Below are 12,228 nucleotides of genomic sequence, written 5' to 3'. Positions count from 1 at the left end.
TGAACCCGCGCGGTAACTTCGCTCTGTTCTTGGGTCTCTAGCTTTTTAGCTATTCACCGCCGAGCCGGGAGAGGGCACCTCCGATTCCGACAGCAGTGCCGCATTACAAGCGGCGATGTAAGCAATGCCTGCGGCCATCACGATATCGTGATGGATGGCCGTGCCCCGGAACTTGGTGTCCTTCCACTCCACCATGACGGCGGCCTCGGCCTGGGCATTCCCGCCGCTGCCGAGGGAATGCAGCTCCAGCCCGTCGAAGCGGATATCCTCGGCAATCCCTTGCCCTATAGCGGCAATGATTGCTTCCAGCGGACCGTCTCCGGTGCTGGTCTGGGTCGTCTCTGCGCCGCTCTGCAGATGGCGCACTGTCACTGCGGCCACGCGGCGCGGCGCGCTGCCGGCCAGGACCTGGACCTCGCCGAGCGCATAGACCTGCGCCTGCTGTCCTGTGGTGCTGCTGACCATCCGCAGCAGCTCATCATCGCTGACAGCCTTCTGGCGGTCAGCCGTCTCCTTGAAGGATTCGTAGAGCGCGTCCAGCTCCGCCGAATCCAGGGCAATGCCGTACTTCGCAGCGCGGTCCTTCAGCGCATGCCTGCCGGAATGCTTGCCGAGGATAATCATGCTGCGCGGGATGCCCAGCCGCTCCGGGTCCATAATCTCGTAGGTGCTGCGGTCCTTCAGCAGGCCGTCCTGATGGATGCCGGATTCATGCTGGAAGGCATTGCGCCCGACCACCGGCTTGTTGAAGGCAATCGGGAAATGCATCGCCCCGCTGATCATCCGTGAGGTGTCATACAGCTTATCCAGCACGATTCCAGTCTCGGCGCCGATAGAGTCTCCGCGTGTCTCCAGCGCCATGACCAGCTCCTCCAGCGCACAGTTGCCGGTCCGCTCGCCCACTCCGTTGACCGTAACCTCAATCTGTGTGGCGCCGCCTTCAATGGCCGCCAGGCTGTTCGCTACGGCGAGGCCCAGATCGTTGTGGCAGTGGGCGCTGTAGATGACCTTGTCTCCGCCCCTGGCCCCAAGCCGCACACGCCGGAACATCTCTCCGTATTCCTGAGGCAGCGCATAACCTACCGTATCCGGCAGATTGATAATCGAAGCGCCCTCTTCAATCACCGCCTCGACCATCTCGATCAGATCGTCGATGCCCGTCCGCGCAGCGTCCATTGCAGTGAACTCTACCACATCGCAGAACTGGCGGGCATAAGCCGTCATCTCTCTGGCAACCACTACAACCTCAGGGCGGCTCATGCGCAGCTGATGTCGCAGATGGATGTCGGAGGAGGAGATGAACAGATGAATCCGCCGCCGCGCGGCATCCCGGGTGGCCCGTACAGCAGCATCGATATCCCCCTTGACTGCCCGTGCGAAGCCGCAGATCTCCACGCCCTGAATGTTGCGGGAGATCGTCTCCACCGCAGCGAAATCCCCCGGACTGGATACAGGGAATCCCGGCTCCATGACATCCACTCCCAGGTCCGCCAGCTTGCCGGCCAGAATAATCTTTTGCTCAGGGGTAAGACTGGCTCCCGGGGCCTGCTCCCCGTCACGCAGCGTCGTGTCAAAAATCTGAATTCGTTTCTTTACCGGAATAATCATTGTAATTCCTCCTCAAATTAGGTTTATCTAATGGAGGGCTGCCTCCTAAAAAGCACAAAGACCCCCCGTCTCTTATAAAGAGACGGGGGGTCAGCCCTCCGCGGTACCACTCTTTTTGACGCATAGGCTCCCTGATGTCAGAAGTCCTGGCTGCGTCCAGCTTAGATCAGATCTCCCAGCCCCGATAACGGAAGCTATAAAGATCTGAAGGGTCCGGTAACGGGGACATCCGTAGCAGCGTACCTGTAGCTCTTTCCGCCGCTCCGCTCACGGGTGAGATTCGCCGGCCTCTGGTGTCTGCGTCGCACCTCCCCGCAGCTCTCTGTTCACCTTAGCCGTCTACTGCTCCCGATCCTTGCGTGTCATTCCTATATCACTTCTCACAAAATGTGCACAAAAAAAGCCTGCCGTCTCATTCAAGAGACGACAGGCTGTTCACTGTCGCGGTACCACTCTTGTTGATATCCGAACCCGCTAACCTTCCAGCTGCTCTGCGATACCCACTCCATGTCTGCAAGGTTCCCGAAATGTTACCACTCCGTCCAGCCTTGACTGACCACCCTCTCACGGAGGTTAACCGTAACGGTGTACCTAGGGTCGCCGGATTACATCCTGTACCGGCCAGCGCTCCTGTTCAAAGAGCTCCCTGCTTCCACCGCTCCGCTCCCGGACGAGTTCAGGTCTCCATCGACTGCGTCGCACCTTCCCGCAGCTCTCTTATCCCGGAGTGACCTTACTGCTTCCGATCATTGCGTTTGTTCAAATATAAGATGATTGAATTGAACTGATTATACCCGGCGGCATCTGCAAAAGTCAATAGGCAGATACCGACCATTTCTCCAGCGAATAGCCGGGATCGGCGACCATATCCAGCGGAATCCCGCCTTCATGTCTCCATTTCACGTAAGCTGCGGCACCAATCATCGCCGCATTATCCGTGCAATATACGGGAGGAGGGATAACCAGCTCGATCCCCTCTGTCCCGCAGCGCCGGATCAGGGCTTCGCGCAGCCCCTTGTTCGCCGCTACCCCTCCGCAGAGCAGAAGCTGCTCCGCGTGGTATTCACGGACGGCACGGATCGCCTTCTCGACCAGCACTTCAACTACGGATTCCTGGAAGCCGCGCGCAATGCCCGCGACATCCGGCACAAGCCCCTTCATCTTACTCTGATTCACCGCGTTCAGCACCGCAGACTTCAGACCGCTGAAGCTGAAGTCATACGAGCCCGGCTCCAGCCACACACGCGGCAGAGCGAAGGCTTCCTCCGCTTCATGCGCCAGCTTGTCCACATGCGGCCCTCCCGGATAAGGGAAGCCCAGGGCCCGCGCCACTTTGTCGTACGCTTCGCCGACGGCATCGTCACGGGTGCGCCCGATGATCCGGAAAGCTCCTTCCCGCTCCATATGCACCAGCTCCGTATGCCCCCCTGACACCACCAGCGTCATGCCCGGATACTTCAATTCCTTGACCAGCCGGTTGGCATAGATATGACCGGCAATATGATGCGTGCCGATGAGCGGCTTGCCCCAGGCCAGCGCCAGGCTTTTGGCAGCCACGACTCCGACCAGCAGCGCCCCCACCAGTCCCGGACCCTGCGTTACCGCCACTGCCGTCAGCTCCTGCGGACGTACGCCGGCTACGCTTAAGGCTTCTTCAATGACCAGCGTTATCACCTCGACATGCTTGCGGGAGGCCACTTCAGGCACCACACCTCCGAATGCCCGATGGGTCTCAATCTGGCTGGAGATGATGTTGGACAACACCTCACAGCCATCCTTCACTACAGCTACAGAGGTCTCGTCACAGCTGGTTTCAATCGCCAGAATCAATACAGGCTCCCTTGCGCCCGTGTCTGTCTTCATTTCAAGTCCACGCTTCCTTCCGTTACAGCTTGCTCCCCGTACTCCGGCAGATCGGCCCACATGATGAGCGCATCCTCGCGGTTGTCCGAATAATAGCCCTTGCGGGTACCCGCAGGCTTGAAGCCTTTTTTGCGGTATAAATTCTGGGCCACCTCATTGGAGACCCGTACTTCAAGCGTGATCGACTGCATGCCGAGATAAGCCGCCGTCTTCATCAGCTCGTCCAGGAGCCGCTCGCCCCATTTACGTCCCCGGTATGCCTCCAGCAGTGCAATATTGGTAACATGCGCCTCATCGACAATCGCCCACATTCCTGCGTATCCAATAATATGCCCTGCCAGCTCCATTACCATATATTTAGCAAAATGATTGTGGGTCAGCTCGTTGCGGAAGGCTTCCTCTGTCCAAGGCATGGTGAAGGCCTCCCGTTCAATCACAAGAATCGCAGGCACATCCTCCAGCCGCATCAGGCGAAAAACAAGCTCAGTCTCCTGAGCTGGTCTACGTTCCGGTTCGATCATCGTGTATTCAGGCTCCCTTCGCTGCTGCGGCGCAAATTCGCCTCCGCCTCTGACAGCTGCGTATAATTGGGAATCAGCGTATGCAAATCTCCGCTCTCTTCGTAGAGACCCGCTTCCGCCAGAAATCCAGTCCAGCGTCCTTCAAGCTCATAAGGCACTGCCTGGACGTTGGCGGCTTCCATCAGCGGAGCCAGCATGTCCGCACTTCCGTGCAGCGCCGTCTCGCCTACGAACCACAGTGTGTCCGGCAGATCGCCCTCAGCTGCGGCTTCCTTCAGCCGTACCGCCAGCTCCTGCACCCAGTCGGCCATCAGCCTGATGGCATCCGGCGCCAGCCGCCGGGGAGGCTTGTTCCCGTCCGCCGTGAATACAGCGGTGTATGCCTGTCCCCGCCGGGCATCGATCAGCGGAATGATCCAGTCTGTTCCTGCCGTGCCGTTCGGGGACGTTATGGGGTCTTGCTTCTGCTGCGCAGAAGCCGCATGGTATCCGCCCCAGGCCAGCGCATGCAGGCTGGATACACCGGTAACCGGTACGTTCCAGGCCCAGGCCAGCGTCTTGGCTGCAGTCACAGCGATCCGTGTTCCGGTATAGGAGCCCGGGCCGATCCCGACCGAGATTCCGCCGATTCTTTCGGCCGTAGTGGCAGACGCCTGAAGTGCCTGCTCAATAATAGGGAGCAGATGAACCGAATGGTTCCGCTCCCCGGAAGCATTAATCTCATGCAACAGCTCCCCGCCGCCAGTCACGGCCACTCCCAGAACTGCCGTTGATGTATCCAGCGCCAAAAACCGCTTACGCGGCTCATTATTCGAGTTCGTCATGTTTCTTTACCCCACTTCTGGATCAGCATCCGGCACACTTCGCCGTAAGGCTCTCCGATTCCGGTCACCGTAATCTCCCGTTCATCCGGGCCGGCGGTCTTCAGCTCTATATGGAGATGCCGCGGCGGCATCAGATCAGCAATGATTCGGCTCCATTCCACCAGACACACACCCTGACCGTAGAAATACTCTTCCAGTCCCAGCTCGTCCGCTTCCTGCAGCGATATCCGGTATACATCCATATGATACAGCGGCAGACGTCCTTCATACTCTTTGATAATGGTAAAAGTAGGACTATTCACAATACCTTCCACACCCAAGTGGCGTGCATAGCACTGCGAGAACGCTGTTTTGCCCGCACCTAGATCCCCGTCAAGTCCGATAACCATCCCCGCCGATGACGCGGCAGCAATGGCGGCGGCAAGTGCCTCCGTATCCTGAAGGCTGAATGAACGGGTTGTAAACACCGTTTGTGTATTATTGTCCAAAGCTGCAACTACCACCTTTTTGAAGATCCCTTAACAGTTAACAATACTTTTAATTATATCGGTATGCTACTTGTACCGCAACAGCCTGTCAGTCCGTTGAGAACGCCGGAGCCGCCGCAGGCTTCCCCGGATGCCGGGAGAACAGGCTATGCAGCACCATACCACCAATAATGACCGCAATCCCCGCCCATGACAGGAGGGAAGGCAGCGGCGAGGCCAGCAAGAGCATCTCCCCCAGCAAGGCGAACAGCACCTCCAGTGACTGGGTCGCTTCCACGGCTGCCAGACTGCTCATGCTATCCCGGACCAGATCGGTAGCCCGGAAAAACAACACCGTAGCCACAATTCCCGAACTGAGTGCAACAATGACTGATTGTCCTAATTGCGAGGAGGAGGGCAGGCCTGTATCTGTCATACCATACAGAGCGACAGCCAGCCAGAAGGGCAGGCTGGCAAGCGTCATGCCAAGAATCCGCTGGAATACATCCAGCTGGCCGCCGCACAGCTCCATCATCTTACGGTTGCCGAGCGGATAAGCGAAGGAAGCGATAAGTACCGGGACAATGCCGAGCAGGACCTGGGATGGGGCAAGCTGCCGCGCCTGCTCCACCTGCAGCAGCGCTACTCCGGCGAGAATAATCAGGGAGAGGAGCAGCCCGCGCAGCGGGATTTTACCTCTTATGTATACTTGTCCTCCCGGTCCGCTGACCCATTCTCCGAAGAACGGAGCCAGCAGCGAACCGGAGATAATCGTGATCTGCCACGTTCCAGCCGTCAGCCAGCCCGGTGCATAGGCAGCGGCGAAGCAGATGGGCGCGTAGAACAAGCCGAACCCGACAGTTCCCCACAGCAGCCAGGCTCCAGGCCGTTCTCTCATCGCAGCCAGCAGCGGCTTCAGCCTCCCTCTTCCGGCCACAATCGCCAGCAGCAGCGGGAGCGTGAACAAGTACCGCAGCGAGGCGCTCCACGCCCAGCTTCCTCCCGCAAGCTCCATCCTCCGGTTCAGCACAAACGTCACCGCAAAAAACAGCGCCGAGCACACACCCAGTAATATCGGACGCACTTCCATCATCTCTTTTCGTCAAAATTCTTCTTCCAAATATAGGGCTCACCACTCCCGGCGTCAATATCTGTGTCAGCTATTATTTAGAGGCTACGGCTCCATACCCCGGCTCTGAGCATAACGATTATTTTCGGTCAGGCCACACAAAAAGCAGGAGACTCCCCGCGATGGTGCCACCGCCAAAAGAACTCCTGCTCGAATGAGTATTTTACCTGGATACCTACCAGGACTTATTATGCTGACCCGCTACTTCCTCTGCTCCTCCAGCCGCTCAACACCAACAGTCTGTGTATTCGTCGGCCGGGAGCCTACCTGAACCGTTGCCATACCGTTATCCGAATCTACATGCTCAATCCAGACCGGCTCACCGTCGAGATGCACCGCAATCTTGTCCTTGGAAGCGTAAATATCCTGCGCACGTGTTATATCCATTCTTTTCTTGCCCCCCTATTCCTCTTCATCTTCCGCCGGAAGCTCCCCGATTGTTGCATCAGCATCCAGTAGTACTGCATCCTCGTCCAGTCCGGCATCCTCCGGATCGGCAATAATATTGTCCCAATTGACCGCCTCAGCCGGAATATCCTGCTCGGATAACGCATCGCTCCAGTGATAGTGCTCCTTGTCCATAATGCCTCCTCTTCTCGCTTTGGGTCTGTGCAAGCTGAGCAGCATTTATTTTTTCCCATGACTCTCAAAACATGCATCCGGCTAGAAAAAGCCCTGCCTCCCCATACTAAGCCATACCACATCCCATCAGGAGGCGATTCTCATGCATACCGTTTGGAAAGGAGCCATCAGCTTCGGGCTTGTGCATGTTCCGGTCAAGATGTTCTCCGCTACGGAGGATAAAGACATCTCGCTGCGCTACATCCACAAAGAATGCGGTAGTCCGCTGTCTTATGTACGTAAATGTCCTGTCTGTGACAAGGAAGTCACCTGGGAGGAGATCGGCAAGGGGTACGAATATGAGAAGGGCAAGTTTGTTCTGTTCGACAAGGAGGAGCTGGATCAGCTAAGCGAGGAGAGCAGTAAGAGCATCACCATACTGGATTTCGTGGATTTGACGGAGATTGACCCGATTTATTTCCAGAAGACCTACTATTTATCGCCAGACCAGGCAGGCGCCAATGCTTACCGTTTGCTGATGGAGGCGATGCGTCAGACCGGGAAGATCGGTATTGCCAAGATCTCCATCCGCTCCAAAAGCAGTCTGGCCGCCATCCGCGTCCTGGCAGACTGCTTGGCGATTGAAACGATCTATTACCCGGACGAGGTCCGTCCGGTATCGCAGGTTCCCGGCCTGCCGGAGCCGGGCAGCGTGAACGACAAAGAGCTGGATATGGCCAAGCTGCTGATCTCACAGCTGTCCACCCCGTTCGAGCCTGCCAAATACACCGATGATTACCGCCAGCGGATGCTTGATCTGATTACACATAAGATTGCAGGCGAAGAGTTCCATATTGCTCCGGCCCGCCAGGAGAACAATGTTATCGATCTGATGGCTGCCCTGCAGGCCAGTATCGAGGCTGTGCAGCATATTCCTTCCGATCCCGGACCGGCTAAGGGAGGCAGCGGGGCTAAGCCAAGGACAGCCGCCGGTGCGAAAAAACGTCCGGCCAAGGCCACTGCCGCAGGGACTCCAACCGATACAGCCGCCGCTCCGGTTGTAGATGAAGCTACCGGACCAATTCCGGTGATTGCCCCGAAGCCGAAGCGCCGGAGCGCGAAGAGCAAGGTAACCGGTGCCTAGAGGCCCGGCGTCTGCACCCGCCGCCAGGCTGGACAACTCCCTTCAGCTTAAGACCATCACTCCGTTTGAGCCTGTACTGGCCTCTGTGCTTCCAAGCGGAGAACAGTGGATCGCCCAGATCAAATGGGACGGCGTGCGGATGATCTCCTATTACGACGGGAGCCATGCTGAACTGATTAACCGCCGTGGCAATCGGCGCACGCTCCAATATCCTGAGCTGGCCGAACCAGGAAGCTATTGCCGGGCCGGCTCCTTCATTCTGGATGGCGAGATCATTGCACTCAGCGGCGGCAAGCCCTCCTTCCATGAGGTCATGCGGCGGGACAGCCTGAAGAACGAGGCTGCGATCCGGGCAGTGCAGCCCCAGGTTCCGGTGCTGTATATGGTTTTTGATATGCTGTATTGTGACGGCATCTGGCTGCTGGATGAACCGCTGTCCCGGCGGCAGGAGCTGCTGAAGGAGATGCTGCTGCCCCATCCCCATGTGCAGCAGGTGCCGAGCTACCCCGATCCCGTCCAGTTGCTCGCTGCGGCACGGCAGGGCAGTCTGGAGGGGATCGTCTGTAAGGATCTGGACAGCACTTATGCGCCGGGCGGCAAGGACAAGCGCTGGCAGAAGCTCAAGATCATCTCCGATGTCACCGCTGTCGCCGGGGGCGTCACCTTCCGGGACGGCATCGTGAATGCGCTGCTGTTCGGCCTGTATGATGATGCCGGCAGGCTGCATTATATCGGACATGCCGGAGCAGGCAGAATGACCGTCCAGGACTGGCGGACACTGACCGGACGGATTCCGGGACTTGTCACAGAGCATATGCCGTTTGCCGACCTTCCGCAGCGAAGCTCAGGCTCCGTTTGGATTAAGCCTGAGCTGGTGTTTAAGCTGCATTTTCTGGAATGGAATCCCTCCGGCACCTTCCGCCAGCCTGTGATTCAGGCTCAGGTCGATCTGCCCGCCCATTCCTGTTCTTTAAGCCAGAGGGGGTTCTAGCTGCCTATTGGGGAGTAAGGCTTCCGGCAAGTTTCAGCAGTTCAGCCTTACTCTGCACAGTGTTCCGGCTATCCGTTAATGTGTACTCTCTGCTGCCGTCCGTGCTGCTCCACTGCAATTGCGATTTGAGGTTGCCGTGATGCGGCCCGAAGGAGGTGAACATCATCTCCTGCCCGTTAACCTGCACCTTCTCATCCTTGTCCTCCGGCAATACGGCCAGTGTAACTCCAGCCGGAAGCTTGCTTGCAGGCTCGGCACGCAGGCTGAGCACCTCTCCCTTGCGGGTATACGTCAACGTGGTGACATGACCGCTCCAGGGGAGCATTTTGGAGACGACCTTTTTACCGGCTGACGTAGATTGTTGCTTGAGTTGCTCCCTGAGCTGCGCATATCCTTCCTCATACGAAAAAGGAATGTCGGGACTGATGTTTGCCTCCTTCAGCACATAATCTTTTGGGAGCGAAGCTGGAGCCATGAATGCACCTCCGCCCATTGACGTTAATTTCTGCGCCGCTTTGCTTACAGACGTATAACTAAACGGCACGTAACTGATATCCAGACTGTCCAGCGTATTGATTTTGATGTCATTCACATACACAGCCCGGATTTCCCCTGCGTTCAAGGGAGCCTCATTCGCTTTGGACAGCAAAGCGTCCAGCGGGGATGGCGCAGCCGGTTTAGCCGGCTTTTCGGTTTCTTCCCACAGAATGCCATTGCTTTTATTTTTTAATTTATCAGGCAGCCTTCCCGCTGCTCCCACCGACCCCGCTGCTGCGCTCAGCAGCATGGACAGGCATATTGCGGCAGCAGCCGCTTTCTTTTTCATTAACAGAGTCATGTTCATATTCCTTCCCTTCAGCTGATTTGTTGTTGCTGCAACACTCCTGTAATGCCGCAAAGTGCCGAAAGGGGACATTCAACTGTGAAATAATAATAAAAGAACAGCATCACCCTAACTGATGAATACGACTGTGTTCGGTTTTTCGACTATATTTGGTCCACGCGCCTCCACACTGCTCATTGTAGTCGGTTTTTCGACTATATTTGGTCCACGCGCCCCCGCGCTGCTCATTGTGTTCGGTTTTTCGGCTATATTTGGTCCACGTGCCTCCGCACTGCTCATTGTGTTCGGTTTTTCGGCTATATTTGGTCCACGTGCCTCCGCACTGCTCATTGTGGTCGGTTTTTCGCATACATTGCCTCCACACTGTGGCTTCCGGAGACACCTGTATTTAACGCCCATAAATCTTCAACGCTGAACCATCCCGGCGGCAATGCTCTCCCATTGCTCCCGGGTCAACCGCTTATCCGGCGGGTCCGTCATCCAAGCAAGCCCTCCATAGGCGTTATCATACCAATACAGTCTGCTTACTGAACTTCCGTTCTCTTCTCCAGCGCCTGCCCCCGGAATGAACAGTAGCTCCTTATCCTCGTAGGTCCATAGTTCAGCCGTTTGGCCGGGGGATACGTGAATTTGCGAAGGACCGGTTGTTGCTGCGTTATTCCAGAATAACTGAAGCTTCAGCTGCTGGCTGCCATCCCGATAGATCACCTCGGCGCTTGCGAGATTCTCCAAGGGCCATAAAGTTGCAGCCAGCGGATTCCCGTCCGGAGCAGCTTCCGTTTTGGCCTTCAATGCCTCCAGTGCCAGCCTATACTCCGGCTCAAACGCAGAGGGGGTTTTGGCGAACAGCCGGCCCTCCGCAAACTGTAACCCGCCTATTCGCTCAGGCGGCAGTGCAAAACTCCACTTGCCCGTTTGCTCCCGGGCGGCTGACAGCTTCGCGTAGCTGGTATACGTAACCGTTCTGCTGGTGAAAAATAGCGGTTTTCCATACCCCAGCCCGTTCATCAATGCAATCAATTCACTGTCATTGACATAATAAGCTGCTGTCTCTCCCGGCTGTAAATCCGCTTGCGCCTGTTGTTCATATTGCTCCCTTAGCTTAAAGTAACGTTCCCGGGCTGAGCTAGAGCCAATGTAAGGCGTGTAGACCTTCGATTCAGCGTACCTAAGCTGCGCCACAACTCTGCCGCCGCTGTCCTTCAAGACCAGAGGCTGCCCCTCCGTCTGCCGGATGACCGCAAAGTCCGGGTGCAGCGCCTTCCCCGTAGTTTCCTGGTCTGTCCCATGGCGGAGAACGCTGAACCCAGCCAGCCCCAGCAGCGCAACCGCACAGAGTCCGGCGGCCAGCCTTCTGCCCCGCTGTACCGCAGGACGCAGCGAAGGTATCGGCTGCCTGGTCATCACAGGCCCTTGCCTAACCATTTCAGGCACCGCTTGCCCCGGTGAAGCTGGCGTTCCTCCGCCCTCTGATGCAAGCCGCTGTGCATGGATGACACGTACCCGCTCCATAACGGATGACTTAACATCAATGCTGCCCGCTGCCTCACCTGCGCCCATTCGTCTTATCCTTTTTTCTTCAGCAGCGAAGTGCTCGTCCATTGTGCTTCCTCCCCCTCTCTTTGCGATTTCAGCAGGTTGGTGAGTTTAATAATCGTGCGCTGATATCTTTTTTTGACCGCATCCTGATTCTTGCCCAGAATCACGGCGATTTCGGCAAAGCTCTGCTCTTCAAAAACCCTCAGCAAAAGCAGGTTCCGCTCCTCCACCTTCAGCCGGGAAAGCGCTACAGCGAGCGGTTCATCGAACAGGAAGCGGTCCATCTGCTGCTCCGGGCTTTCCGCGTATTTCTGCGGCCGCAGCAGCAGCATCACCCGGCTATGCCGCTGGCGCTGGCGGATAACCGCCAGGCAATGATGATAAGCGATTTTATACAGCCATGAAGAGAAGCTGACCAGCGGACGGTACTTGCCGATATTTTGATAGGCTTTGACCAGAATCTCCTGCACGGCATCCTCCGCCTCTGCCCCGCTGCCTAGCAGACGGCTGCAATAACGGTACATCGGCTGCTGAACAGCTTCAACGATCCGCCCGTACTGCTCCACGTCGCCGTTTTGAACCTTAACAACGAGGTGTTCCATTTCATCCAAAATCGTAAAACGCTCCTCTCTTCTAGCTAACACCCTTATAAGCACCTGCCCGGGCCAAAAGGGACATTTTGCGCAAAAAAGTGTGAACTGCCCTTATCCCGGACCGGAATCCCGACTGAAAACCGG

At 56.9% G+C, this 12,228-nt stretch carries 14 protein-coding genes and 2 other annotated features; of the genes, 2 read left to right on the top strand and 12 right to left on the bottom strand.

What is annotated here, in order from left to right:
- Nucleotides 1-45: 45 nt before the first annotated feature.
- The 8 genes from MKY12_RS03720 to MKY12_RS03685 form a co-directional block, all read right to left on the bottom strand.
- Nucleotides 46-1,608 (bottom strand): 2-isopropylmalate synthase, encoded by a 1,563-nt coding sequence (locus MKY12_RS03720; RefSeq protein ID WP_339312965.1) that lies wholly within the window; start codon nt 1,606-1,608, stop codon nt 46-48.
- 75 nt (nt 1,609-1,683) lie between these two features.
- Nucleotides 1,684-1,973: a binding site (T-box leader), on the bottom strand.
- Between the two features lie 51 nt (nt 1,974-2,024).
- Nucleotides 2,025-2,367: a binding site (T-box leader), on the bottom strand.
- 54 nt (nt 2,368-2,421) lie between these two features.
- The gene (gene tsaD, locus MKY12_RS03715; protein WP_339253954.1) at nt 2,422-3,471 is read right to left on the bottom strand and encodes a tRNA (adenosine(37)-N6)-threonylcarbamoyltransferase complex transferase subunit TsaD; all 1,050 of its coding nucleotides are present in this window, start codon (nt 3,469-3,471) and stop codon (nt 2,422-2,424) included.
- Entirely contained in the window at nt 3,468-3,992 is a 525-nt protein-coding gene (gene rimI / locus MKY12_RS03710) for a ribosomal protein S18-alanine N-acetyltransferase (protein WP_209878273.1), read from the bottom strand. The genes tsaD and rimI overlap by 4 nt, the downstream gene beginning before the upstream one ends.
- The gene (gene tsaB, locus MKY12_RS03705) at nt 3,989-4,816 is read right to left on the bottom strand and encodes a tRNA (adenosine(37)-N6)-threonylcarbamoyltransferase complex dimerization subunit type 1 TsaB (RefSeq protein WP_339253952.1); all 828 of its coding nucleotides are present in this window, start codon (nt 4,814-4,816) and stop codon (nt 3,989-3,991) included. Before tsaB ends, rimI begins: the two co-directional genes overlap by 4 nt.
- The gene (gene tsaE / locus MKY12_RS03700; RefSeq protein WP_339257308.1) at nt 4,813-5,283 is read right to left on the bottom strand and encodes a tRNA (adenosine(37)-N6)-threonylcarbamoyltransferase complex ATPase subunit type 1 TsaE; all 471 of its coding nucleotides are present in this window, start codon (nt 5,281-5,283) and stop codon (nt 4,813-4,815) included. The genes tsaB and tsaE overlap by 4 nt, the downstream gene beginning before the upstream one ends.
- A 109-nt stretch (nt 5,284-5,392) precedes the next feature.
- Nucleotides 5,393-6,367 (bottom strand): multidrug resistance efflux transporter family protein, encoded by a 975-nt coding sequence (locus MKY12_RS03695; protein ID WP_339253950.1) that lies wholly within the window; start codon nt 6,365-6,367, stop codon nt 5,393-5,395.
- A gap of 246 nt (nt 6,368-6,613) precedes the next feature.
- A complete protein-coding gene (locus MKY12_RS03690; RefSeq protein ID WP_036723178.1) occupies nt 6,614-6,799 on the bottom strand; it encodes an H-type small acid-soluble spore protein in 186 nt (61 codons plus the stop codon).
- Nucleotides 6,800-6,814: 15 nt separating this feature from the next.
- A complete protein-coding gene (locus MKY12_RS03685) occupies nt 6,815-6,994 on the bottom strand; it encodes a hypothetical protein (protein WP_339253947.1) in 180 nt (59 codons plus the stop codon).
- A 142-nt stretch (nt 6,995-7,136) separates the two neighbouring features.
- Between MKY12_RS03685 and MKY12_RS03680 the strand changes: the two genes are divergently transcribed.
- Nucleotides 7,137-8,117: a Ku protein gene (locus MKY12_RS03680; RefSeq protein ID WP_339253945.1), complete on the top strand. Its 981-nt coding sequence runs from the start codon at nt 7,137-7,139 to the stop codon at nt 8,115-8,117.
- A complete protein-coding gene (locus MKY12_RS03675; RefSeq protein ID WP_339253943.1) occupies nt 8,110-9,108 on the top strand; it encodes a DNA ligase in 999 nt (332 codons plus the stop codon). The genes MKY12_RS03680 and MKY12_RS03675 overlap by 8 nt, the downstream gene beginning before the upstream one ends.
- A gap of 4 nt (nt 9,109-9,112) precedes the next feature.
- Here MKY12_RS03675 and MKY12_RS03670 read toward each other — a convergent pair whose 3' ends face one another.
- The 4 genes from MKY12_RS03670 to MKY12_RS03655 all read right to left on the bottom strand — a co-directional run bounded on the left by MKY12_RS03670 (nt 9,113) and on the right by MKY12_RS03655 (nt 12,093).
- Entirely contained in the window at nt 9,113-9,934 is an 822-nt protein-coding gene (locus tag MKY12_RS03670; RefSeq protein WP_339253941.1) for a hypothetical protein, read from the bottom strand.
- Between the two features lie 126 nt (nt 9,935-10,060).
- On the bottom strand, nt 10,061-10,282 hold the full coding sequence (locus tag MKY12_RS03665) for a hypothetical protein (protein WP_339312964.1): 222 nt from the start codon (nt 10,280-10,282) through the stop codon (nt 10,061-10,063).
- A 75-nt stretch (nt 10,283-10,357) separates the two neighbouring features.
- Nucleotides 10,358-11,554, bottom strand: a complete 1,197-nt coding sequence (locus tag MKY12_RS03660; RefSeq protein ID WP_339253939.1) for a hypothetical protein — start codon at nt 11,552-11,554, stop codon at nt 10,358-10,360.
- Nucleotides 11,518-12,093: a sigma-70 family RNA polymerase sigma factor gene (locus tag MKY12_RS03655; protein WP_339257307.1), complete on the bottom strand. Its 576-nt coding sequence runs from the start codon at nt 12,091-12,093 to the stop codon at nt 11,518-11,520. The genes MKY12_RS03660 and MKY12_RS03655 overlap by 37 nt, the downstream gene beginning before the upstream one ends.
- Nucleotides 12,094-12,228: the final 135 nt, after the last annotated feature.

The organism is Paenibacillus sp. FSL M7-0896 (assembly GCF_037975415.1).
Taxonomy (GTDB): domain Bacteria; phylum Bacillota; class Bacilli; order Paenibacillales; family Paenibacillaceae; genus Paenibacillus_AQ; species Paenibacillus_AQ silagei.
Note: the sequence above shows the minus strand (reverse complement) of the source record. Positions and strands in the feature narration are given on the sequence as shown.